We start from the raw sequence: 23,685 nt of genomic DNA on the forward strand, positions 1-23,685 counted from the left end.
TACTCGCCCCGAATTAGTATCTTTACTTTCTCGACGATCTTCAGTTCTGCATGCGCGAAGCGCGAGTCCCGAGGCCTGAACGGCGAGACATGAGGGGGCCTCGACCCCGCGCGCCGAAGGCGCGCCATAAGCTGAGTTCATGTTCGAGCCCGTCCGGCCGTCGCCGACTCTCTGCGGCCGGACCGTCGCGACGGATCGCGCGCTGGTGATGGCCATCGTGAACCGCACCCCCGATTCCTTCTACGACCGCGGCGCGACCTTCGGTGATACCGCCGCCATGGCCGCGGTGGAGCGCGCCGTGTCCGAGGGGGCCGATCTGGTCGATATCGGCGGGGTGAAGGCCGGGCCCGGGGATCATGTGGACGCGGCCGAGGAGTCGCGGCGGGTGGTGCCGTTCGTGGCGGCGATCCGGGAGAGATATCCGGATCTGCTGATCAGTGTGGACACCTGGCGGTCGGATGTCGCGCGGGTGGCCGTGGCCGAGGGCGCGGATCTGATCAACGACACCTGGGCGGGGGCCGATCCCGAACTGGTGCCGGTGGCCGCCGCGACCGGGGCCGGGATCGTCTGTAGTCACACCGGCGGGGCGGTGCCGCGTACGCGGCCGCATCGGGTCCGGTACACCGATGTGGTGGCGGAGGTCACCGAGATGGTGGTCGGGGCGGCGGAGCGGGCCGCGGCGGCGGGGGTGCGCCGGGATTCGATCCTCATCGATCCGACCCACGATTTCGGGAAGAACACGTATCACGGGCTCGCACTGTTGCGGGCAGCGGACGTTCTTGTTAAAAGCGGGTGGCCGGTCTTGATGGCGCTGAGCAACAAGGATTTCATCGGAGAGACATTAGGTGTCGGACTTTCCGAACGGCTGGAGGGCACATTGGCGGCAACAGCATGGTCGGCCGCGGCCGGTGCTCGCGTTTTCCGGGTGCACGAGGTCGCCGCGACCCGTCGCGTCGTGGACATGATCGCCGCGATCCAGGGCATCCGGCCCCCCGTACGAACTCTGCGAGGTCTCGTATGAAATTCACCCATCACGAGCCCGGCTGGGCGTCGACCCATACCTGGGACGCCCCTGACTGGCCGGTGGCCGATCTGGTCGCCGCCAAGGCCGGCCGCACCGTCTCGGTGGTGCTGCCCGCACTGAACGAAGAAAGAACCGTCGCCGATGTGGTGGCCAGTATCCGTCCACTGCTGGGCACGCTCGTGGACGAACTGGTGGTGCTGGACTCCGGCTCCACCGATGCCACCGCCGACCGCGCCCGCGCGGCCGGCGCCGAGGTGATCACCCGGGAGCAGGCAGTGCCCGAGTTGGAGCCTTTCCCGGGCAAAGGCGAGGTGCTGTGGCGTTCGCTGGCGGTGACCAGCGGTGATCTGGTGGCGTTCGTCGATTCCGATCTGATCGATCCGGACCCGGCTTTTGTGCCGAAACTGCTCGGCCCGCTGCTCACCACCCCGGATCTGCACCTGGTGAAGGCCTACTACCGGCGTCCGCTGCGGCACGGCGTCGGCGAGGTGGACGCGCACGGCGGTGGCCGGGTGACCGAACTCGTGGCGCGGCCGCTGCTGGCCGCGCTGCGGCCCGGCTTGACCCAGGTGTTGCAGCCGCTGGGCGGTGAGTACGCCGGCACGCGGGAGTTGTTGACGGCTGTACCGTTCGCGCCCGGGTACGGAGTGGAGATCGGGCTGTTGCTCGATACCTACGATCGGCTGGGGTTGAGCGCTATCGGCCAGGTCGATCTCGGGGTTCGTACCCATCGCAACCGGCCGCTCGCCGATCTCGGCGTGATGAGCCGGCAGATCCTGGGCACGGTGCTGGGGCGCAGCGGTATCCCGGATTCCGGGGCCGCGCTGACCCAGTTCCCGTTGATCGGCGAGGAGTTCACCCCGCACAGCACCGCGGTGAACCTGGTCGACCGGCCGCCGATGAACACCATCCGGCCGGACGTCGTGGCTGCTTGAGCCGGGGCAGGGGCCGGTGTACCCGCGAGGTCAGTTGTCCCGGCCCGCTTCACCGGTGGGCGCTTCGCCGCCGGAGTCGGGGGCCTGCTCCGGCGTAGGGCCGTGGATTTCGGATTCGTCGCCGGGGATATCGTTCGCCGGTTTCTCATCGCTCGGCGAACCGGGCGTGGACTGCGCGGCGGGCCGCGTACCGCCGCCGGGGGACACCGCTGACGCGGCGGCAGCAGTGTCGTCCGGCTCCGGCTCGTCCTGTTCCGGCGGCGACTCGGCGGATTCCGACCGGTTCTGCTCATCGGTCCGATCGCCGGGCTCCTGCTCGTCTTCGAGGCGCGCCCGGAGTTCGGCGACGGTCACATACTCGCTCTCGGCGGCATCCGGAGTACGCAGCCACAGGATCACGGTAATCAGCAATCCCACCGCGACCAGGGCGATCGCCACGATGATCAACGCATTCACCTGCGCCTCCACGAATTATCTCTACGGAGCCGGACATCGCCGCGATGCACCGAATGGCACAAAGTAATTCTATGGCTATCGAACCGCCGGGCCCGGCCAACCGGTCGCGGTAAAGGTAATCGGCCTACTGCGCACAGGGTAGCAATTCTTCGACCAGCTAATATTCGTGGTCGCTATTGCCGTTTCGGCGTGTCGGAAACGATCGGCCGCCGGCTTTCACCGGGTTCGGCGCGGTCCCGCGATCACCGCCGCTGACGTACCGCGTGCGGGCGGGAGTCCACCGGTTCGTGGAGATAGACCGGGGTGAGCAGATCCGCGTCCACCGGTTCACCGGTGGTGCGTTCGTAACGGACACCGACCAATACCGAGAACCGGCGGTTGGCCGCGCGTTCGTGCAGGGTCGCCAGCCGGGTGGCCAGCAGCCGGACCGCGCCGAGCGAACCCGGCGGGTGCAAACCGTCGAGGACGAGGATCGAACCGCGCCCGTCCGGGCGCGGTAGCCGTGCCAGATAGGCGATATCGTGCGGTTCCGGGCTGGCCGGCCGGTAGATCCGCCGGGCGGCGCGATCCTCGATACCGCGGCGGCCGTCCCCGGGCCGGGCGACCGCGCGGCGTAATCGGGGATCGGCGGCGATGAGATGCCGCAGGCTGGGTGAGAGTTCGGGGCCGCCGAGCACGATCAGGCCGTCGCGCAGCAGATCGATAGGGCGTCCCGGCGCGAAGGGCTCGATCGCGACCGCGAAGCCGAGTTCCCGTAGCTGTTCGGCGAGCCGCGGTGCGGCCGCCGGGTCCGGCGCTCCGACCAGCCTGCCCGCTCGGGTGTCCGGGACCAGCAGTGTCAGCGGCCCGTGCCCGAAGAACAATCCCTCCGGCGCCGGGCCTTGCGTGCTCACCTGGTGGATGCGGGCGCGGGAAAGACCGGCGGCGGCACCGATCCTGGCGAAAGTCCACCCCTCGGCGTGTAACTCCCGGATCACCGCGCGCCGAATTCGGGTGAGCTCGTTGATGGTCTGCTGAGCCGCTGCGACACCTTCGGTGGCGGCCTTGAGTCGCTCGACTTTGTCTTCGATCGCGAATATCCGCGCCACGTCATCGGCCGACATGTGCGAAGTCTAGACAGCGAGTCGCTGAACTGCGTCTAGACTGGTTGACGCTCAGGTGGCGTCGGTATCGATCGGGGGACGTTCGTTGCGCTCCAAGGGTTTATCCAACTTGGGCATAGGGTAATCTGACATACCGCTGTGTGTGCCCAGCACATTCTTGCTGTCCGGCAGTGCGCCGTCGAGATCCTTGAAAAGGGAATCATCACCGTTCAGAAGATGTTTCGTCACCACCGAACGCGGTGACATCCCGCGCAATTCCTGTAGATCGGCGAGTGGTTTACGCAGCTCGTCGAATTCGGGGCCGAGTTCGGACCGCAATTGCGAAGTGGCACCGGTCGCGTAATCGCGGACCTGGCGCAGACTGCGCGCAGTCCAACGCGCGGCGCCGGGTAGGCGCTCCGGGCCGAGGATCACGAGGGCGGCGACGAGTAGCACGAGCATCTCGCCCCACCCGATACTGCTGAACACCTCTACAGGCTACCCGGCGCCGCGACCAGCGGGTCAGTCGGAGGCCAGCGTCACGGGGATGTCCACCTGCCGGCCTTCCCGAATGAGCTGTACGTTCACCGTCTGTCCGATTTTGTTCGACTGGACGGCTACGACCAGCTCGTCGGGATTGGTGACTTCGCGATCGCCGATCCGGACGATCACATCGCCCTCGACGATGCCGGCGTTCGCGGCCGGGCTGCCCGGCTGCACATCGGCGACTTCGGCCCCACTCATGACTTCGTTGGCCACGGTCTTCTGGCGGGCACTCACTCCGATCATCGGGTGGTGGATCGACCCGTCGCGGATGAGAGTCTGGGCGACCTGGGTCATCTGGTCCACCGGGATGGCGAAGCCGAGGCCCACCGAGCCGCCGCTCTCGCTGCGGATCGCGGTATTGATGCCGATGACCCGGCCGTCCGCATCCACCAGCGCGCCACCGGAATTGCCGGGGTTGATCGAGGCGTCGGTCTGCACGGCATCGATGACCGCCTTGGTATCGCTACCCTCGCCCTCGAGTTTCACCGGACGGTGCAGAGCGCTGACGATGCCCGAAGTGACCGTTTTGCTCAGGCCCAGCGGGGAACCGATGGCCAGCACCGCGTCGCCGACTTGCACGTCACCCGATTTGCCGAGCTGCGCCACCGTGAGATTTTTCACATCTACCTTGAGTACCGCGAGATCGGTTTTGGGATCGCGGCCGACGATATTGGCCGGTGTGCGGGTGCCGTCGGAGAAGGTGATCTGGATCCGGGCCCGTCCGGACTGATCCTGCGCGGCCATGGAGATGACGTGGTTGTTCGTGACGAGATAGCCGTTGCCGTCGATGACGACCCCGGAACCGGTGGCACCGTTCTCGCCGACGGTGGTGCGAATGGAAACCACCGACGGCAGTACCGCATCCGCCACCTGGGCGATCGGACCGTGCGGCTGTTCGCCGTCGGTCTGTTCGAGGCTGACCTTGCGCGAGGTGAGAGTCGAGGCGGTTTCCGCGGTCAACCGGCCCACCAGGCCGCCGACCAGGCCGATCGCCAACGCGATCGCGCCGAGTACGAGCAGCGCCTTGGGCGCGACCCGGGACCCGAACAGCACCTGGCGCGCGGAGAGTTGTTCGGCGCGCGGGAGTTCCGGTGCGGCCGGCGAGGTGACGGCCGGCGCACCGAGGCGGGCCGCCGATTCCGGATCTCGCCAGGGATCGGCCGGGCCGGCGACCGGCGCGCGTCCGGTATCGGCGTCCGGGTCACGCTGGAGCAGTTCGGTGGAACCGGCCGGTCGGCCGAAGGCCTCGGCGAGCACCGCCTCGGGTGGCCCCTTGGGTGCGATGGAAGTGGTGGAGGGGTCCTGGCGCGCGGTGTGTGCGGCGAAGGATCCGGTTTGACCCGATGGGCGGCGGAAGGCCGTCGCGGTATGTGAGTCCACATGGGGTCGATAGACCGGCCGCGGAGCCAGCACCGGCGCCTCGGGCGGGCGCAGAGTGCCGTTATCGGTCGTCGTACCGTTTTCATCCGCCGAATCAGGGTTATCGGCAGGGGAATTCTGCGTCGGTTCGGAACTCACGCGGCAAACTCTACTTGCGCCACCACACCGACCACCGGAAGCTGTCGAAGGTTGCCGAGAAAGATTGGCTCGCGAAGCCGAATACCGCCTCGTTACGCGGATTTCCGGCGGAATTCTGCGCGTGCGCCCCGCTGGGCGGTTCGGCCAGTGGAATACGGGAGAGACTGTCGTGCAGCCCGGTGGGTATCGAGACCTGGGAGGCGCGGCGCAGGGCGATCCGCGCCTGCTGCTGGGCCTCGACCTCGGCCGCGCATTCCGGGCATACCGAAATATGCTGGGCCGCACGCAGATAGGGATTCATCCGCAGTTCGCCATCGACATAGGCGGCGACTGCCTCGCTCGCCAGGTGTTCGGTGGAGTGGAACTGCGTGGAACGACGACCGGGCGTTTCGGAGTCGCCACTCATTCGCTGCCCATCCTTCCCGACCGGTATCACAAACTGCTGTGATCCCGGCGTCATGATCGCAGGATCACCCGAAGCTCGCCTCGGCGGCGAAACGCTCCTGGACTCCATTATGCGCAAGATACTCGCGCAGTGCCTGCCGGCCGCGATGGATCCGGCTGCGCACCGTTCCGAGCTTCACACCGAGCGTGGCGCCGATCTCCTCGTAGGACAGACCTTCGATATCGCAGAGCACGACCGCGGCCCGGAACTCCGGTGCCAGCGAGTCCAGTGCGGACTGTAGGTCCGGGTCGAGCCGGGCATCGTGGAAGACCTGTTCGGGCCCCGGGCCGTCGGCGGGCACCCGGTCGTAGTCCTCCGGTAACGCTTCCATCCGGATCCGGCTGCGTCGCCGGACCATATCCAGGAACAGATTGGTGGTGATCCGGTGCAGCCAGCCCTCGAATGTGCCGGGCTGATAGTTCGACAGGGACCGGAATACGCGGATGAAGGTTTCCTGGGTGAGGTCCTCGGCGTCCTGGGCGTCGCCGGAGAGCCGATAGGCCAGCCGGTAGACCCGGTCGGCATGCTCGCGGACCAATTCGTCCCAGGTCGGCATGACGGTGCGGTCGCCGGTGGCGTCGAAGGCGGCCGTGCCGGTGAGCGGGAGCATGCTGTCGAGCTCGGGCGCTGCGTCGGCCGTTGCGGCCTGTACGGCCTGCACGACGTCGTACTCCGCGGCTCGCTCGTCGGTACTGGACATATCGGGCACCTCCATCAGGGCGTCCGGCGGAGCGGGATCCTCGATCATCGGGTCGTGCTGCGCGACTACCTCCGAGTCCGGCCCGGTAAACGGCCGGGGCCCGAATTCGTCCGGCGCGGGCAGGCCGTGACCGGCCGAGGTCGCCGAACGGCGAGCTCGGGGCAGTTCGGGCAAGGTGGCGGACTCGCGTGCCGCATCGACCATGTGGATGGTGACGACCTCCTGATCGGGACCGAGGCGTAGGATCGAACAAGCGGCCCGTTGTTCGGGCCGTTGTTCATGGGTTACAACGGTGGATCGGTGCTCCGTTGTTCCCGTTCCTGCGCGATCGGTCGGCTGGTCTTGCGTAGCCCTCACTCTTCCGTCTCCCGGTGTGGGCCGGATATGGGGATCCTGAGGGACACCTGAGAATGTTGCGACCAGCATCGCCGCGTTTGGCATAGCCTCTTGGGCGTGGCATCGAACCTGGAGCTCAATCTCGCCTACGTGGAGGAATCCGTCGTCGAGGACGAGATACTCGTCAGCGCCCGCGAACGGGCCACCGAGCTGGGAGCGGCTCCGGTGCCGCCGTCGGTCGGCGCGCTGCTGAGTATGTACGCGCAACTGCTGGACGCGCGCGCGGTGGTCGAGGTGGGGACCGGTGCCGGGGTCAGCGGGTTGTGGTTGCTCGACGGAATGCGCGAGGACGGCACGCTGACCACCATCGATTCCGAACCCGAACATCAGCGGGCCGCCAAAGAATCCTTCCGTGCCGCCGAGATCCCCCTCGCCCGCACCAGGTTGATCAACGGGCGTGCGCTGGATGTGCTGCCCCGGCTGGCCGACGGCGCCTACGACCTGGTGTTTCTCGATGCCGCACCGATCGAGCACCCGCAGTACATCGCCGAGGCCGTGCGGTTGCTGCGCGCCGGCGGCGCGGTGCTGCTGCACAATGCGCTGCTCGGTGGCCGGGTCCCCGATCCGTCCGTCCGGGACCCGGCGACCCAGGCGGTACGGTCGGCCACCCGTGTCGTGGCCGAGGACCCCGGGTTGACCAGCGTTCTCATCCCGCTCGGTGACGGACTGCTCTGCGCGTCCAAGGGGTAGATCGATAACGATCCGCACCGGCACCGCCCGATCGGCGGGCCGGTGTTCTCCCATGTCCACGGGGGCGGGTGCGGCCCGGGGTGCCGGCGGTCGATGTCCGATTCGCCGGGCCTTTGCCCTGTGATTGCCCATTCGGGTGTGGGTCTTTCGCGGATCGGGCCGGAAGCTCTGTCGGCATCTCGGAAACCGGTCGTCGACGGGGCTGTTCTGTCGGTCGCCTCGTAGACGGCCCCTGGGTTGGTCGATGGCTGGATATGTGCCGCCGGCCACCCTCGGAGTCTTTACGGAATCTCTACGGGTCGGCCACTTGCGCGGCGATTGAACGTGTGTTTAACGTATTGAACATGCGTTCAAGCGATGATCTGAACACGCGGGCCCGTATTCGCGATGCGGCCCTCGTCCTGTTCGGGGAGGAGGGTTTCGGGGTCGGTGTACGTGCCATCGCCGCCGCGGCGGGGGTCTCGCCGGGGCTGGTCAACCACCATTTCGGTTCGAAGGACGGACTCCGGCGCGAATGTGACGACCATGTGCGCGCGGTGATCCGCGAATCGAAGATGAGCTATATGAACCGGCCGTCGCCGGGGAACTTGCTGCAACAGCTGGCCGAGATCGAGGAGTACGCCCCGATCATCGCCTATATGATGCGCAGCTTCCAGGCCGGAGGCGACCTCGCCGCATCCCTGTTCGATCACATGGTGGAAGACGTCGAGCAGTATCTCGAGGCCGGTATCGCCTCCGGAGCGGTGCGCAAGCCGCGGGATCTGCAGGCGATGGCGCGCTATCTCGCGACCGTGAACGGCGGCGGCATGCTGCTCTTCATGCAGCTGCGGTCCGGAGCCTCGGGTGCCGTCGACTACCGGCAGGCCCTCCGCGAGTACGGCGATCAGATGTTGCTGCCCGCCGTGGAGATCTTCACCGAGGGCCTGCTGCCCGATTCGACCATGCTGGACACCCTGCTGGCCGACGCGGCAGGCCGCGAGACCGAACCCGGAGTATCGGCGGACGTCGCCCGCGATACCGGCGACGGCTCGCCACCGGCCGCCGAATCGCCGGCCGGCCCCACCACACCCCCGGCACAGACGCCGGAGCCGGCCACATCCGCCGGCGACGCGAAATGAGCCGACGCGGCGTCCGATCCGCCGCGTCCGCGAATTATCTCCATCCACGCTCTATCTCTCTGTCCCACGAGGAGACATGATGATTTCGGCAATCAGGATCCGGGATCTGCACAAACACTTCGGGAAGGTCCGTGCCCTGGACGGGCTCGACCTGGAAGTGTCCGAGGGCGAGGTCCACGGATTCCTCGGCCCCAACGGGGCCGGTAAATCCACGACCATCCGGGTCCTGCTAGGGCTACTGGCGCGCACGTCCGGTGAGGTGCGGATGCTCGGGCGCGACCCCTGGGCCGACGCGGTGGCACTGCACCGTGAGATCGCCTACGTGCCCGGCGATGTGACCCTGTGGCCGTCGCTCAGCGGTGGCGAGACCATCGATCTGCTGGCCGCGATGCGCGGCGGCCTCGACACCGCACGCCGGGCCGAGCTGATCGAACGCTACGAACTCGATCCGCGGAAGAAGGCGCGCACCTACTCCAAAGGTAATCGCCAGAAGGTCGCGCTGGTATCCGCTTTCTCCTCCAACGCCCGGCTGCTGCTGCTCGACGAGCCGACCTCGGGGCTGGACCCGTTGATGGAGCAGGTGTTCCGGGAATGCGTCGCGGAGGCGGCCGAGCGAGGGGCGACCGTCCTGCTGTCCAGCCATATCCTCTCGGAGGTGGAAGCCCTGTGCGAACGGGTCACCATCATCCGGTCCGGGCGCACGGTCGAGAGCGGGACACTGGCCTCCATGCGGCATCTGAGCCGCACCTCGATCACCGCGGAACTGACCGGCGATCCCGGTGATATCGCGGCGATCCCCGGGGTCGCCGACGTCAGCATGGACGAGCACACGCTGCGCTGCCAGGTCGACGGCGAACATCTCGCCGAACTCATCCGCGTACTCGGCGATACCGGGGTCAGCAGTCTCATCAGCCGGCCACCGACCCTGGAAGAGCTGTTCATGCGGCACTACTCGATCAACGGCCAGGAGGCCGGCGAACTGGAAGAGGCGCGGAAATGACGACCGCCGTCGCGGGAGCACGGCACAGCGTGCTCGAACACCGGCCGAGCCGCACCGGGTTCACCGGAACCACCCGGTTGCTGCGGCTGTACCTGCGGCGCGACCGGATCGTGGCGCCGCTGTGGATTCTGCTGCTGTCCTTGCCGTTGGGCGCGGTCTATGTGGCCAGTATCGAATCGGTGTACCCCACCGAGGCCGATCGGGCCTCGTTCGCGGCGACGGTCCTGGCCAGTCCCGCGCAGCTGGCCATGTACGGGCCGATCTACAACACCTCGATCGGTGCGGTGGGCATCTGGAAAGCGGGGATGTTCCACACGCTGATCGCGGTGGCCACCATCCTCACGGTCATCCGGCACACCAGGGCCGAGGAGGAAACCGGCCGCAGCGAGATCCTGGCCTCCACTTCCGTCGGTCGCTACGCGAATCTGACGGCCGCGTTGCTGCTGGCCGCGGGCGGATCGCTGCTCACCGGTCTGCTCGGCGCGGTGAGCCTGACGGCGACCGGCGTTCCGGCGAGCGGCTCGCTGGCCTTCGGGCTCGCGCTGGCCGGATCCGGCCTGGTGTTCGCCGCCGTGGCCGCGGTGACGGCGCAGGTCTGTACGGGTGCCCGGCTGGCCCGCGGACTGGCCTTCGCGGTGCTCGCGGTCACCTTCACCTTCCGGGCGATCGGTGATGCCCGAGCGGGGGCGGGACCGGTGAGTCCGCTGACGTGGCTCTCCCCGCAGGGCTGGTCGCTGCAGGTGCGTCCGTACGCGGGCGACCGCTGGTGGGTGCTGTTGCTGCACCTGGTCCTGCTGGTGGTGCTGGTATCCGTCGCCTACGCGCTGCTGCGCCGCCGCGATGTCGGCGCCGGGCTCATCGCGGAACGGCTGGGCGCGCCGCGGGCCGGTGCGGATCTGGCCGGGCCGTTCGGCCTGGCGGTGCGTCTCCAGCGCGGCACGCTGCTGGCCTGGTCGATCGGCGTCGGGCTGTACGGCCTGGTGATCGGCAGCGTGGTGGCGGGGATAGGGGACAGCTTCGCCGAGAACGAGACATTGCGCGATCTGATCACCCGGATGGGTGGTTCCGAATCGATCGAGGATTCGTTCATCTCCTACGCCTTCACCATGCTCGGGGTCGCGGGTGCGGCGTACGCCGTTTCGGCGACACTGCGGTTGTTCAGCGAGGAGAACGGCCATCAGGCCGAATCGGTGCTCAGCGGTGCGGTCGGCCGGTTGCGCTGGGCCGCCACCCATCTGGTGTTCGCGCTCGGTGGGCCGGTGGTGATCATGCTGACCGCCGGGCTCCTCGGTGGCGTGGCCTACGGTATCGCCAAGGACGATATCGGCGGGGAATTGCCCGGGGTCGTGGGCGCCGCGCTGGTCCAACTGCCGGCGATCTGGTTCTTCGCCGGGGTCACGCTGGCGCTGTTCGGGCTCGTTCCGCGCTGGACGCCGGTCGCCTGGGGTCTGCTCACCGCCGCGATCGCGGTGTTCCTGCTCGGATCGTTCTCCGGGGCCCCGCAGTGGTTCCGCGATCTGGAGCCGTTCAGCCACGCGCCGAAGGTGCCGGGCTCGGAGTTCACCGCGACGCCGATGGTCGCGGTGACGGTGATCGCCGCACTACTGCTCGCGGCCGGACTCGCCGGGGTACGGGGCCGCGACGTCCGCTGACCCGGCCGCGACGCGTGCCGCGCCCCTCCCGACGTGAGTGGGCGCGGCCGTGCGGTACCCGGTCAGACCCAGGTGCCCTTGCCGACAGTGACCACTCCGCCGTTGCTGATCGCGAAACGCGACCGGTCCCGCTCCAGATCCACCCCGATGATCTCCCCCTCGGAGACCATGACGTTCTTGTCCAGGATCGCGCGCCGCACCACCGCACCGCGCCCGATCCGGACCCCGGGCATCAGCACACTGCCCTCGACCGTGGCGCCGTCGTCCACCATCACATTGGCGCTGAGTACCGAATTGCGCACGGTCGCCGCGGACAGGATGCTGCCCGCTCCGACAATGGATTCCTGGGCCAGTCCGCCCCGGGCGAATTTCGCCGGCGGCAGGTTCTCGGCGGCGCCCCGGATGGGCCAGTGCCGGTTGTAGAGGTTGAACACCGGATTCACCGACACCAGATCCATATGGGCTTCGTAGAAAGCGTCGATGGTGCCGACATCGCGCCAGTAGCCGCGGTCGCGGTCGGTGGCGCCGGGTACTTCGTTGTCGGCGAAATCGTAGACCGCGGCCTGGCTCGCCGAGACCAGGTTCGGAATGATGTCGCCGCCCATATCGTGGTCGGAATCGGAATCCTCGGCATCGGCCTTGATCGAATCCACCAGCACTTTGGTCGTGAACACGTAGTTGCCCATGGAGGCGAAGGTCGAATTCGGATCGTCGGGAATCCCCGGTGGGTGCGGGGGCTTCTCCAGGAAACCGATTATGCGGCCGGATTCGTCGGAATCTATACAGCCGAAAGCGCCCGCCTCGCTACGCGGCACCCGGATACCTGCCACGGTGACACCGGCGCCGGAATCGATATGGTTGGCCACCATCTGCTCGGGGTCCATCCGGTAGACGTGGTCGGCGCCGAAGACCACGATGTAGTCGGGGTCCTCGTCGTAGATGAGATTCAGCGATTGCATGATCGCGTCGGCGCTACCGGTGTACCAGCGCGGGCCGAGCCGCTGCTGCGCGGGAACCGGAGTGATGTATTCGCCGGCGAAACCGGACAGGCGCCAGGTCTGCGAGATATGCCGGTCCAGTGAATGCGATTTGTACTGGGTGAGTACGCAGATCCGCAGGAATCCGGCATTGACGAGATTGCTGAGTACGAAATCGATGAGGCGGTAGGCGCCGCCGAAGGGGACGGCCGGTTTGGCCCGGTCGGCGGTCAGCGGAAAGAGTCGCTTGCCCTCACCACCGGCGAGCACGATTCCTAGTACGTGCGGCTGGCTCCTCACAGTGCCAAACTACCGAACGAGGTGGTCGGCGGGCATCGACCGCTCGGGCGGCTACCGTGAATTCGTGAGTTCCGGTTCCAGCGGTGCGGCCGAGTTGTCCGCAGCCGATGAGCTACGGGTGGCCATGCTGACCCGTGAGTTTCCACCCGAGGTCTACGGGGGCGCGGGCGTACACGTCACCGAGCTGGTGACCCGGTTACGGCGGATGAGCGCGGTGACCGTGCACTGTATGGGGGTGCCCCGGGACGAGGCCCGGGTGCACGACCCCGATCCGGCCCTCGACGGCGCCAACCCCGCCCTGCGGATGATGTCGGCACAACTGCGCATGGCCGACGCGGTCGGCGCGGTGGATGTGGTCCATTCGCATACCTGGTACTCGGGGCTGGCCGGTCATCTGGCCGCCACGCTGTACGGGATCCCCCATGTGGTCACGACCCATTCGCTGGAACCGCGGCGGCCGTGGAAGGCCGAACAGCTCGGTGGCGGCTACCGGCTGTCGTCCTGGTCGGAACGCAATGCGCTGGAACACGCCGAGGCAGTGATCGCGGTGAGCGACTGGATGCGCCGCGATGTACTGGACGCCTACCCCGTGCTGGATCCGGCACGGGTACATGTCGTGCGCAACGGGATCGATGCCGGTGTCTGGCATCCCGGTCCGCCGGAGGCGGGTAGCCGCCGGATCCTCGACGCACTCGGGGTGCGGGCGGACCGGCCGCTGGCCGTGTTCGTCGGGCGGATCACCCGGCAGAAGGGCGTGGGGCATCTGCTGGCGGCCGCGCGGGAGATCGATCCGGAGATCCAGCTCGTCCTGTGCGCGGGTGCCGCGGATACTCCGGCGCTGGAAGCCGAGGTGGCGACCGCCGTGGCCGGATTGCATCGCCGCCGGGGCAATGTGTTCTGGATCCGCGAAATGCTGCCCACCGAGCAGATCCGGCAGCTGCTGGCGGCCGCCACCGTATTCGTCTGCCCGTCGGTCTACGAACCGCTGGGGATCGTGAACCTCGAGGCCATGGCGTGTTCGACGGCGGTGATCGCCTCGGATGTCGGCGGGATACCCGAGGTGGTCGTCGACGGCGGGACCGGCCGGCTGGTGCATTTCGAAGCGGGGGAGACCGATACCTACGAGCACGAACTGGCGGCCGCGGTCAACGAGCTGGCAGTGGACCGGGCGTCGGCGGCCGAGCTGGGCGCGGCCGGCCGCCGACGCGCCCGGGCCGAATTCGACTGGTACCGGATCGCCGAGCAGACCCTGGCCGTCTACCACACCGTCTGCAAACGGTGAGTTCCGCGCCGCTGGTCAGGCCGGGGCGGAACCCGAGGTGATGTCCTCGGCCAGCGGGGCGACGGCGGCGATGATCTGGTCGACGATCTCCTCCCCGACGCCGGCCGCTGTCAGTGCCTCCGTCAGATGGCCGGCCACGAGGCCGAAATGGTGCGCGGTGATCCCGCGGCCCTGATGCACCTGTTTCATCGGTGCGCCGGTATAAGGGTCGGGGCCACCCAGCGCCGCGGCGAAGAATTCGACCTGCTTACCGCGGAGCCGGGACATATTCGTCCCGCTGAAGAAACCGGCCAGCTCCTCGTCGGCGAGGACCCGGGTGTAGAAATCGGCGACAACCGCTTCGAGTGCCTCGTAGCCGCCGATTTGCTCGTAGATGGTGGTGGTAGTGGTGGTGTCTTTCCGTTTGCCGAATATCGGTATCCGCATGCGTCAAGGACATCAGGCCGGTGTTACCCGGCGATCAGCTCGACGTCGCGAGTGGATTGCTCTGTGTGCCAGCGTGATTGCCCTGTTCTCACCGTGGCCGGATGCGGGCGGTGAGGTCAGGTCGGAAGGTAGGTCCCCACCATGACCGACGCGGTGACCGCGAAGGGCTCCGGTAGGCGGGCGATCCGTTCCGCGATCGCGTCCGTGTGGTGTGCGGACGGTCCCATGGCGACCAGGTTCGCGATATCGGTATGCGGCAGGTCCATCACATATTCGATCCGCCGCTGCTCCGTCCGGGTGAACCGCCCCGCCATGGCTTCGGCGAGCCGGCGTTCCTTCTCCGGATCCACGGTGACCATGCCGATCGGTTCGATGAGCTCGGCCAGGTGGGAGCCGGTCGGCGTGACGACGATATAGCGGCCGCCGGGGGCCAGGGTCCGCGACACCGCCTCGGGATTGCGCGGGGCGAACACCGATAGTGCGGTGGTGAGCGTTCGATCGCGGAGCGGCAGGCCGCGCCAGGCGTCGGCCACCACCGCGGCCGCGCGTGGATGGGCGCGGGCACATCGTCGGCCGGCCGGTTTGGCGATATCCAAGCCGATACCGCGCGCGGCCGGATACGCGTCGAGGACGCGCGCCAGATAGTAGCCGGTACCCGCACCGATATCCGCGACCGTCCCGCCCGCATCGGGATCGTGCCCCGCCACCGCGGCTGTCGCGATCGCCTCGGCGATCGGAGCGAAATGTCCGGCACCCTGAAATGCGGTTCGCGCGTCGAGCATCGCGGCGGTATCCCCGGTCAATTTACCGGCCGCGCCGGTCAGCAGGCTGATATAGCCCTGCCGGGCGATATCGAAACTATGCCCCTGCGCGCAGCGCAGTGCCCCCTTCGCCGGAGCCAGGCCGCGGTCGCATTCGGGGCAGCTCAGTACCTCGGCGACCGCGGCGAGCGCCGATAGTTCGGCTACCTCTCTAGCTGGTGACACTCTTCAATTCGTCACCCAGTGCCGCGGCTTCGTCCGGTGTGAGTTCTACGACCAGACGCCCGCCACCCTCGAGTGGGACCCGCATGACGATCCCACGGCCTTCCTTGGTTGCCTCGAGGGGACCGTCCCCGGTACGGGGCTTCATGGCCGCCATCCTCTGCTCCCTCCAGATCTGCGCTGTATGCTGCGCACTTGCTCGGAACTCCAGTTGTCACCAACCGGGCGGCCCGTCGGCTGAGACGACGGACCGCACTTGATCTATTCTTCCCTATCGCACGAGATGACGGACACTCGACGTCCAAATGTGATCGGTCAGCCGATTGCGGTATGCCGGGTATCGACCCAGCATTCGGCCAGGTGGTCGTCTACCATGCCGGTGGCCTGCATCAGCGCGTACGCGGTGGTCGGTCCGACGAAACGGAAACCGCGCCGCTTCAATTCTTTTGCCAATGCGACGGATTCGGGTGTCGTGGCCGGAATATCGGGCAGTGCGCCCGGACGCGGCCGCCGCGGCGGCGCGAAGGACCACAGCAATTCGTCGAGGCCGATATCCAGATCGCGCGCGACTTTCGCATTGGCGATACACGCGTCGATTTTGGCGCGATTGCGCACAATGCCGGCGTCGGCGAGTAGGCGTTCCCGATCCGCGTCGCCGAACTCCGCGACCCGGTCGATGACGAATCCGGCGAATGCCTCCCGGAAAGCGGGTCGTTTGCGCAGGATCGTGATCCACGCCAGCCCGGATTGGAAGGCTTCCAGGCACAGACGTTCGAACAGCGCGTCGTCACCGTGGAGTGGCCGGCCCCACTCCTGATCGTGGTAGTCGCGATACAGCTGCGATTCCACCGACCACGGGCAGCGCACCAGCGTATCGGCCGCCGCGGTCGTGTTCACGACTGCTCCGGGCCGTGCGGAGCAGCCGCAGCGGTCGCGCGCGCCTCGGCCAGCTGACCCTGTAGTTCGTCGATCCGCGCGGCCAGCCGGGCCAGCGCCCAATCGACCTCGCCGGCCTTGTAACCACGCACCACCTGCTGGAAGCGCAATGACCGCACATCCGCACCGCTGATGCCGTCCACCGGCAGCACCGTCGCCGTGGTGCCCTCGGGTAGCGGACCCAATTCCTCCGACCGCCCGAACAGGGCACTGGCCAGAAGGAACAGGACTGCGGCCACCAAACCGACGATCAGTACGTAGAGCAGCAGGGTGAGCATGGATCGAGTCTATGTGGGCTCAGAGGTGGCGGGTGGTGTCGATCCCGAGCGACATTCCGGCCAGGCCCCGGCGCCGGATCGCGAGTTTGTCCGCCACGGCCCGCAGTGCGACGGCGGACGGATTCTCCGGATCCTTCAGCACGATCGGGGTGCCCTCGTCGCCGGCTTCGCGCAAGGCCTGTTCGATCGGGATCTGCCCGAGCAGCGGAACCTCCGCACCGACCGCCCGGGTGAGCCGCTCGGCCACGGCCTGACCGCCGCCGGAGCCGTACAACTCCATCCGGGTGCCGTCCGGCAGATCCAGCCAGGACATGTTCTCCACCACACCGGCGATCCGCTGCCGGGTCTGCAGGGCGATGGCACCCGCGCGTTCGGCGACCTCGGCGGCCGCGATCTGCGGGGTGGTGACCACCAGGATCTCCGCGTTCGGGATCAGCTGGGCGATGGAGATCGCCACATCGCCGGTACCGGGCGGCAGATCCAGCAGCAGTACGTCCAGATCGCCCCAGAACACATCCGCGAGGAACTGTTGCAGTGCGCGGTGCAGCATGGGGCCGCGCCACACCACCGGGGTATTGCCCTTGGTGAACTGGGCGATGGAGATCATCTTCACGTCGTGTGCGACGGGCGGCATGATCATCCGCTCGACCTGGGTCGGTCGGGCGTCGGTGCCGAGCATGCGCGGGATCGAATGGCCGTAGATATCGGCGTCGAGTACCCCGACCGACAATCCACGTTCGGCGAGCGCGGCGGCGAGGTTCACCGTCACGCTCGACTTCCCGACGCCACCCTTACCGGAGGCGACCGCGTACACACGGGTCAGCGAACCGGGCTGGGCGAAGGGGATGACGGGCTCGGCCGAATCACCACGCAACTGTTTGCGCAGTTCGGTGCGCTGTTCGTCGCTCATTACATCGAGGTCGACCGAGACCGTGCCCACACCGGGCACATCGGCGACCGCCGTACTCACCCGCTGGGTTATCTCGGTGCGCAGCGGGCAACCGGCCGTGGTCAGGTAGACCTCGATATGCACATTGCCGTCCGGTTCGATCCGGATGCTCTTCACCATGCCCAGTTCGGTGATCGGTTTGCGGATTTCCGGGTCGTCGACCTTCGCGAGAGCGCCCCGCACGTCCGCTTCCGTTACCACTGGCATGCTGCCGATGGTAGTGCCGTCAGATCTTGGGAAGTGCCGCGGGCTGCGGTGCGATCCCGGTCTGGTACGACTGCTCCCAGGCCATCACGTTCGCGACGTAGGCCATCGAGTTGTTGTAGCGCAGGATCGCCCTGGTCTGCTGGGCGGGATCGCGCATATCGAGTCCGCCCGAGCACAGGTACTTGCCGGCGGTGAGTGTCGCGTCGTAGTAGTTCTGCGGATCGGAGATGCCGTCGCGGTTGCCGTCGGCGGCGAAACTGGTCCAGGTCTCCGGGAGGAACTGCATGGGGCCGACCGCGCGGTCGTAACCGCTGAACCCGTCGAGCGCGCCGCCGTCGGAATCGTGGATGACATTGTTGCCCGACAGGCTGCCGTCCAGGACCGGACCGAACACCGGGGCGAGGGCGTTCCCGTCGGCATCGGCCCGGCCGTTGTTCATATGGGTGGATTCCACCCGGCCGATCCCGGCCAGCATGGTCCACGGCATATTGCAGTCGGGATTCTCCTCGGCCAGGATCTGCGCGGCGCCGATATAGGCGGCCTCGGCGATACCGGGGATACCGGACGCCGCGACCGGTAGATCGTTGCGGGGACGATTCGGGTCGAGCGCGACCGATTTCACCTCGACCCGGGCTTCGGGGGACTGCTTCGCCATGGCGTGCATCGCGTAGGGGTCGCCCGCCGCGGGAGCGGCGGCCCACGCGGGATCGGCGTTCAGTGCCGACACCTGCATCGCTACCGAGGCCGCGGTGGGATCCGTGGCCACCGCCGCGGCGGCGTTGGTGGCCACGACACCGGCCGGAACCAGCCCGGTGAGTGCGATCACCGAGCTGCGGGAAACGGTGGCAGGTTGCTGTTTACGGTGACGCCCCACGTACTCAAGCCCTTCATCTCAACGCACAGCCTGCGGTCACACAGTGGTTCGTTGCCGCTCCGTGACCTGTTGCGTCGAGGATACCGCATCCGAGATCACTTTGTTACTCCTCCGTGACCATTATTTCGGCGAGCGTGGGAATGGGGAAGCCGTGGTGCCGCACGGCAACTCGGCCCGCTCGTGGCCGGCGGGCTCGGTCCACGGGCCGGGTCCGCCCGGTGGCCGGATCCGGCCACCGGGCGGTGGAAGTAGTACAGCCGAACCGGAACCGACTGGTCAGGCGGGCGGGACGGGTGCCCCGGGGGCTGCCGGTGTTGCCGCGCCGGGCGCTGCCGGATCCGTATCCGAGGGTGCCGGAACCGGGGTCGTGGGGGCCGGGGCGAGAGCGATCGGGAGCGGGATGACGATTCCGCCCGGCAAGGTGATGGCCGGCGGCGCGGGTGCAGGTGCAGGTGCGGGCGCGGGCTGGTTCCGGTTCTCGGCGGGCGCCGGTGCGGCCGGTACGGTCTCGGCCGGTGCTTCCGGTGTTTCCGGAGCGGGCTGGGCGGGAGTTCCCGGTGCCGGTGCCGGAGCCGCCTGTCCGGCCGGTGGAGCCGGAGCGACCGGAGCCGGATCGGGCAATGCCTCGCCGACCTTCGGAGCTCCCGGCGCGGGCGGGCACAGCAGTCCGCACGGGATCGGCGGTAGGCCCGGGATCCGGATCATGGGTTCGGGCCGCAGCGTCCGCGCCGGTAGGGACGGCGGCGGCGGGGGTACCTGGGTATCGGTCTGCGCGGCGAGTAGATCCGTTGGGGCGCCGGGGAATTCGGTGGGCAGGCTGCCCGGTGGAACCAGATCGGGTGAGACGGTGACCGGGGCCGGACGCCCGCCGGTCCGATAGGCCGCGGACCAGCTCAGCACATTGGCCGCGTACGACATCGAGTTGTTGTAGCGCAGCACAGCCCGCAGTTCCTGCTGTGGGTCGCGCAGATTCAGGCCGCCCGAGCACAGGTACTTACCGGCACCCAGCGCCGCGTCGAAGACATTGTGCGGGTCGGCGCGGCCGTCGGCGTTCCCGTCGGCGGCATAGCGCGACCAGGTGCTCGGCAGGAACTGCATGGGACCCAGCGCGCGTACATAACCGCCGTCGGCCGCGCGGATGACTTCGTTACCCGGCAACGAGCCGTCCAGCGCGGGACCGAGGATGGGCGGGTTGGTGGTGCCGGCGGCATCGGTGCGCCCGTTGCCGGCGTGCCCGGATTCGATCCGTCCGATACCGGCGAGCAGGTTCCAGGTGACACCGCAGCCGGGTGTCGAGGACTGCAGTGCCAGTTCCGCATTGCGATAGGCCGCCAGCACGATCTCCGGAATGCCCAGGGCGCCACCGCCCTGGGGCAGGTTGATGGTCTGCAGCGGGACGACTCCGCCGAACGGGGGGATCCCGTCCGCGGGGGAGGGGCTGAGGGCGCGAAGTTTCCGGGGCGTGGAGCGTTCGACCGGCAACATTCCAAGTGTCTGGGGCAGTGGCGCATCGGCGGTAACGCCCGGGTCACCGAGGCGATCGGTATCGGCGGCGAGCCGAGCCCCGGGAGCCTCCGGGGGAGTCGACGAGAAGGTGGTGTGCGCGGCCGAACCGCTTGCTACCAGGCCCGCCATGACGAGAGCCGACATTGCCACAGGGGTAGGTATCCGCATTCGGCTCCACCATTCCTCTATGTCACAGGTGAGCGACCGTCTCGGACATTCCCGGACGGCACGCTCGGGACAACGTGATCCAGGTTACCTACCGGTCAGGAGCATATTGCGGATTTCCGGTCATTCGTCCGCGACAGGCGATGAAACCGGGCCCGTAACCGGCTTGTGACCGGAGGTTTTCTTGCGTTTCGGCTTCGCAGATTTTTCCGGGCGCGTCGGGTCCACACCCGCCGCGCTCTCGATTCGATCGAGCGTGTCACGGATCTCTTCGAGCTCCCGCCTCAGATAGTCACGAGTGGCCACCTCGCCCACCGCCAGTCGCAGCGCGGCCAGCTCGCGGGCGAGGAATTCGGTATCGGCCTTGGTCTGCGCGGCCCGTAACCGGTCCTCCTCCAGCGATACCCGGTCCCGATTGTCCTGCCGGTTCTGGGCCAGCAGGATGAGCGGCGCGGCATAGGCGGCCTGGGTGGAGAAGGCCAGATTCAACAGGATGAAGGGGTAGGGATCCCAGCGCAGCGTGATGATGAAGATGTTCAGGATGATCCAGACGATCACCACCACCGTCTGCAACGCCAGATAGCGTCCGGTGCCCAGGAACCGGGCGATCCGCTCGCTGCCGCGCGCCAACGCCTCGGCATCCCAATCGAATCGGAACCGGGATTCGACCGGTGTCTCCAGCCGCTGCCGGGCGCTGGCCGCCGCCCGGCTCGCGGTGCTCTTCTCCGTCACTGCCGTACACCCTCGAGCTGCTCGTCCTCACGCCAATCGCGCGGCAACAGATGGTCCAGTACATCGTCGACGCTCACCGCCCCCAGCAGATGGTTCTGCTCGTCCACCACCGGCGCGCACACCAGGTTGTAGCTGGCGAAGAAGCGGGCCACCGCGGTCAGCGGTGCGTCCGGGCGCAGTGTCGTCAGATCCGTATCCAGGATCCCGCCCACCAGATGCGCGGGGGGTTCCCGCAGTAACTGTTGCAGATGGACACATCCCAGATAGCGTCCGGTCGGGGTCGCCGTCGGCGGCCGGACCACGAACACCATCGAGGCCAGCGCCGGTGTCAGGTCGGGGTCGCGGACCCGCGCCAGCGCCTCCGCGACGGTGGTCGCCGGTGTGAGCACCACCGGCTCCGGGGTCATCAGGCCGCCGGCGGTGTCCGGCGAATGTTCGAGCAGTCGGCGGACCGGCTCCGATTCCTGCGGATCCATCAGTGTCAGCAGCGATTCGGCTTCGTTCTCCGGTAGCCCGCCCAGCAGGTCGGCGGCGTCGTCGGGGTCCATGGCCTCGAGGACATCGGCGGCGCGCCCGATCTCGAGTTTGCCCAGCAATTCCAGCTGATCGTCGCCGGACAGTTCCTGCACCACATCGGCGAGCCGTTCGTCGTCGAGCGCCACCGCCACCTCCAACCGGCGCTTCTCCGGAAGCTCGCGCAACATATGCGCGACATCGGCGGCCCGCTGTCCCTCGAACTGTTCGAGCAGCGTGCTCACATCCTGTCCCGGTCGCCCCAGCTCGTACGGGGTGAGCCCGTGGACCTGCGCCCAGTCCACCACGTGCACCGTGCGTCGCCGCCCGAGGCGGCGATGCCCGCGCACCGCGACCCGGGACACCCGCCAGTCCCGCGTCCGGGTCAGCATGATGCCCAGATCCACCACGAATACATCGACCCCGGCCAGATCGGGCAGGTCCGGATCCTCCACGCGCACCGCCGAGTCGACGATCTGTGCCATGGCCAGCAGCTCTCCCGGTCGCTGCGCGAACCTGCGCAGACTCACATTGCCGGTGTTCAGCGTCACCGAACCGGGCTCGATGGCGGTCACCCGCAGCATCGGGACGAAGATCCGGCGGCGGGTCGGCAACTCCACTACCAGGCCGTGGACACGCGGCTCCTGCCGGTCGTACCGGACGGCGACCACGACGTCACGAACCCGGCCGATAGACTCGCCGTCCGGCCCCAGCACCGCCAGGCCCGTCAGCCTGGCGATATACACCCTGGTAGCTGCCATGGTTGCCAGGCTAGATGTTCCGGGGCCGGACCGGGCCGACCCCAGGAGTGTTGATGAAGCCGCGCCGTTCCGTGCTCGCCGTGCCGGGCAGCAACCCGAAGATGATCGCGAAAGCCAAGGGCTTGCCGGTCGACGAGGTCTTCCTCGACCTCGAGGACGCTGTCGCGCCCGATGCCAAAGCCGCGGCCCGCGCGAATATCGTGGCCGCCCTCAACGACTCCGGCTGGGGTGGGCAACTGCGGGTGGTCCGGGTCAACGACTGGACCACCCAGTGGACCTATGCCGATGTGATCTCGGTGGTCGACGGCGCCGGGACCGCGCTCGACGCGATCCTGCTGCCCAAGGTGACCGACGCCGGTCAGGTACGTGCGCTGGATCTACTGCTGAGCCAGCTGGAACGGGCCAACGGTATCGAACCGGGCCGCATCGGTATCGAACCCCAGATCGAGAACGCGCTGGGTCTGCGCAATATCGACGAGATCGCCACCGCCAGCCCGCGGGTGCAGACGCTGGTGTTCGGCCCGGCCGATTTCATGGCCAGTATCAATATGCGCACGCTCGTGGTCGGGGAGCAGCCCGAGGGTTACGACACCGGCGACGCCTACCACCACATCCTGATGACGATCCTGCTCACCGCCCGCGCCCACGGCCTGCAGGCCATCGACGGCCCCTATCTGCAGATCCGGGATATCGACGGTTTCCGGCGGGCCGCGGGCCGCACCGCCGCCCTGGGCTTCGACGGGAAATGGGTCCTGCATCCGGGCCAGGTCGACGCGGCGAACGAGATCTTCAGCCCCCGGCAGTCCGATTACGACCACGCCGAACTCATCCTGGACGCCTACGCCTATCACACCTCTTCGGCCGGTGGGGCCCGCGGCGCGGTGATGCTCGGCGACGAGATGATCGACGAGGCGAGTGCGAAAATGGCGGTGGTCATCGCGGAGAAGGGCCGGGCCGCGGGAATGAAACGCACGACCACCTTCACACCACCGGCGTAGCACACAGCCCGGTCTTCGTCGGCCGTGCCGAACTCGGCACCGAGAGGTTGCTGCTGTTCGTGAAGGTGACCAGACGCCGAGCCGGCTAGACGGTCGTGTCGGCATCCGATCCAGTCCGTCGTATGCCACCGCAACCCGCATGAGTCGAGTCTTACGAGACACCTCCAAGGGTTGAGGCCCGTCCCGCCGTTCAGGCCTCGAAGCGCATGCGCGAAGCGCGAGTCTCGAGGCCTGAA

Annotated in this window: 25 protein-coding genes; 8 read left to right on the forward strand and 17 right to left on the reverse strand. The window is 67.8% G+C overall.

Annotated features, from left to right (window positions below):
- The first annotated feature begins 139 nt into the window (after positions 1-139).
- Together folP and ACWEWT_RS36040 are read left to right on the forward strand one after the other, a co-directional pair.
- The gene (gene folP, locus ACWEWT_RS36035) at positions 140-1,021 is read left to right on the forward strand and encodes a dihydropteroate synthase (RefSeq protein WP_452565383.1); all 882 of its coding nucleotides are present in this window, start codon (positions 140-142) and stop codon (positions 1,019-1,021) included.
- Positions 1,018-1,959 (forward strand): glucosyl-3-phosphoglycerate synthase, encoded by a 942-nt coding sequence (locus tag ACWEWT_RS36040; RefSeq protein WP_452565384.1) that lies wholly within the window; start codon positions 1,018-1,020, stop codon positions 1,957-1,959. Before folP ends, ACWEWT_RS36040 begins: the two co-directional genes overlap by 4 nt.
- 30 nt (positions 1,960-1,989) lie before the next feature.
- On the opposite strand, the gene ACWEWT_RS36045 is transcribed toward ACWEWT_RS36040, so the two are convergent.
- The 6 genes from ACWEWT_RS36045 to sigE form a co-directional block, all read right to left on the reverse strand.
- Positions 1,990-2,427, reverse strand: a complete 438-nt coding sequence (locus ACWEWT_RS36045) for a hypothetical protein (RefSeq protein ID WP_452565385.1) — start codon at positions 2,425-2,427, stop codon at positions 1,990-1,992.
- 230 nt (positions 2,428-2,657) lie between these two features.
- On the reverse strand, positions 2,658-3,518 hold the full coding sequence (locus ACWEWT_RS36050; protein WP_452565386.1) for a hypothetical protein: 861 nt from the start codon (positions 3,516-3,518) through the stop codon (positions 2,658-2,660).
- 51 nt (positions 3,519-3,569) lie between these two features.
- The gene (gene tatB, locus ACWEWT_RS36055; protein ID WP_452565387.1) at positions 3,570-3,986 is read right to left on the reverse strand and encodes a Sec-independent protein translocase protein TatB; all 417 of its coding nucleotides are present in this window, start codon (positions 3,984-3,986) and stop codon (positions 3,570-3,572) included.
- 33 nt (positions 3,987-4,019) lie between these two features.
- Positions 4,020-5,477 (reverse strand): trypsin-like peptidase domain-containing protein, encoded by a 1,458-nt coding sequence (locus ACWEWT_RS36060; RefSeq protein ID WP_452565403.1) that lies wholly within the window; start codon positions 5,475-5,477, stop codon positions 4,020-4,022.
- A 94-nt stretch (positions 5,478-5,571) separates the two neighbouring features.
- Complete coding sequence (locus ACWEWT_RS36065) at positions 5,572-5,967, reverse strand: hypothetical protein (protein ID WP_452565388.1); 396 nt, start codon at positions 5,965-5,967, stop codon at positions 5,572-5,574.
- A gap of 64 nt (positions 5,968-6,031) precedes the next feature.
- Entirely contained in the window at positions 6,032-6,754 is a 723-nt protein-coding gene (sigE, locus tag ACWEWT_RS36070; protein ID WP_452565404.1) for an RNA polymerase sigma factor SigE, read from the reverse strand.
- Positions 6,755-7,159: 405 nt separating this feature from the next.
- On the opposite strand from sigE, the gene ACWEWT_RS36075 reads away from it, so the two are divergent.
- The 4 genes from ACWEWT_RS36075 (at position 7,160) to ACWEWT_RS36090 (ending at position 11,562) form a co-directional block, all read left to right on the forward strand.
- Complete coding sequence (locus ACWEWT_RS36075) at positions 7,160-7,792, forward strand: O-methyltransferase (RefSeq protein ID WP_452565389.1); 633 nt, start codon at positions 7,160-7,162, stop codon at positions 7,790-7,792.
- Between the two features lie 344 nt (positions 7,793-8,136).
- Complete coding sequence (locus ACWEWT_RS36080; RefSeq protein ID WP_452565390.1) at positions 8,137-8,910, forward strand: TetR family transcriptional regulator; 774 nt, start codon at positions 8,137-8,139, stop codon at positions 8,908-8,910.
- A 79-nt stretch (positions 8,911-8,989) separates the two neighbouring features.
- Positions 8,990-9,910: an ATP-binding cassette domain-containing protein gene (locus ACWEWT_RS36085; RefSeq protein ID WP_452565405.1), complete on the forward strand. Its 921-nt coding sequence runs from the start codon at positions 8,990-8,992 to the stop codon at positions 9,908-9,910.
- The gene (locus tag ACWEWT_RS36090) at positions 9,907-11,562 is read left to right on the forward strand and encodes an ABC transporter permease (RefSeq protein ID WP_452565391.1); all 1,656 of its coding nucleotides are present in this window, start codon (positions 9,907-9,909) and stop codon (positions 11,560-11,562) included. Before ACWEWT_RS36085 ends, ACWEWT_RS36090 begins: the two co-directional genes overlap by 4 nt.
- Positions 11,563-11,624: 62 nt before the next feature.
- Here ACWEWT_RS36090 and glgC read toward each other — a convergent pair whose 3' ends face one another.
- The gene (gene glgC / locus ACWEWT_RS36095; protein WP_452565392.1) at positions 11,625-12,839 is read right to left on the reverse strand and encodes a glucose-1-phosphate adenylyltransferase; all 1,215 of its coding nucleotides are present in this window, start codon (positions 12,837-12,839) and stop codon (positions 11,625-11,627) included.
- A gap of 124 nt (positions 12,840-12,963) precedes the next feature.
- Between glgC and glgA the strand changes: the two genes are divergently transcribed.
- Positions 12,964-14,121 (forward strand): glycogen synthase, encoded by a 1,158-nt coding sequence (gene glgA, locus ACWEWT_RS36100; protein ID WP_452565406.1) that lies wholly within the window; start codon positions 12,964-12,966, stop codon positions 14,119-14,121.
- A 15-nt stretch (positions 14,122-14,136) separates the two neighbouring features.
- On the opposite strand, the gene ACWEWT_RS36105 is transcribed toward glgA, so the two are convergent.
- The 10 genes from ACWEWT_RS36105 to ACWEWT_RS36150 form a co-directional block, all read right to left on the reverse strand.
- Positions 14,137-14,547: a group I truncated hemoglobin gene (locus ACWEWT_RS36105; protein WP_452565393.1), complete on the reverse strand. Its 411-nt coding sequence runs from the start codon at positions 14,545-14,547 to the stop codon at positions 14,137-14,139.
- Positions 14,548-14,663: 116 nt separating this feature from the next.
- Positions 14,664-15,533 (reverse strand): putative RNA methyltransferase, encoded by an 870-nt coding sequence (locus ACWEWT_RS36110; protein WP_452565394.1) that lies wholly within the window; start codon positions 15,531-15,533, stop codon positions 14,664-14,666.
- On the reverse strand, positions 15,520-15,687 hold the full coding sequence (locus ACWEWT_RS36115) for a DUF3117 domain-containing protein (RefSeq protein WP_011211259.1): 168 nt from the start codon (positions 15,685-15,687) through the stop codon (positions 15,520-15,522). The genes ACWEWT_RS36110 and ACWEWT_RS36115 overlap by 14 nt, the downstream gene beginning before the upstream one ends.
- A gap of 158 nt (positions 15,688-15,845) precedes the next feature.
- Positions 15,846-16,427, reverse strand: a complete 582-nt coding sequence (locus tag ACWEWT_RS36120) for a DNA-3-methyladenine glycosylase I (RefSeq protein ID WP_452565395.1) — start codon at positions 16,425-16,427, stop codon at positions 15,846-15,848.
- The gene (locus ACWEWT_RS36125; protein WP_452565396.1) at positions 16,424-16,744 is read right to left on the reverse strand and encodes a DivIVA domain-containing protein; all 321 of its coding nucleotides are present in this window, start codon (positions 16,742-16,744) and stop codon (positions 16,424-16,426) included. The genes ACWEWT_RS36120 and ACWEWT_RS36125 overlap by 4 nt, the downstream gene beginning before the upstream one ends.
- A 19-nt stretch (positions 16,745-16,763) precedes the next feature.
- On the reverse strand, positions 16,764-17,900 hold the full coding sequence (locus ACWEWT_RS36130) for an Mrp/NBP35 family ATP-binding protein (RefSeq protein ID WP_452565397.1): 1,137 nt from the start codon (positions 17,898-17,900) through the stop codon (positions 16,764-16,766).
- A 19-nt stretch (positions 17,901-17,919) separates the two neighbouring features.
- Positions 17,920-18,774, reverse strand: coding sequence for a lytic transglycosylase domain-containing protein (locus ACWEWT_RS36135; protein ID WP_452565398.1), 855 nt, complete (start codon positions 18,772-18,774; stop codon positions 17,920-17,922).
- A 276-nt stretch (positions 18,775-19,050) separates the two neighbouring features.
- On the reverse strand, positions 19,051-20,424 hold the full coding sequence (locus tag ACWEWT_RS36140) for a lytic transglycosylase domain-containing protein (RefSeq protein ID WP_452565399.1): 1,374 nt from the start codon (positions 20,422-20,424) through the stop codon (positions 19,051-19,053).
- 144 nt (positions 20,425-20,568) lie between these two features.
- Positions 20,569-21,177, reverse strand: a complete 609-nt coding sequence (locus ACWEWT_RS36145) for a DUF1003 domain-containing protein (RefSeq protein WP_452565400.1) — start codon at positions 21,175-21,177, stop codon at positions 20,569-20,571.
- Positions 21,174-22,451: a magnesium transporter MgtE N-terminal domain-containing protein gene (locus tag ACWEWT_RS36150; protein ID WP_452565401.1), complete on the reverse strand. Its 1,278-nt coding sequence runs from the start codon at positions 22,449-22,451 to the stop codon at positions 21,174-21,176. The genes ACWEWT_RS36145 and ACWEWT_RS36150 overlap by 4 nt, the downstream gene beginning before the upstream one ends.
- 53 nt (positions 22,452-22,504) lie before the next feature.
- Between ACWEWT_RS36150 and ACWEWT_RS36155 the strand changes: the two genes are divergently transcribed.
- Positions 22,505-23,449, forward strand: coding sequence for an HpcH/HpaI aldolase/citrate lyase family protein (locus ACWEWT_RS36155; protein WP_452565402.1), 945 nt, complete (start codon positions 22,505-22,507; stop codon positions 23,447-23,449).
- Positions 23,450-23,685 lie beyond the last annotated feature (236 nt).

It is taken from the genome of Nocardia sp. NPDC003963, assembly GCF_053605105.1.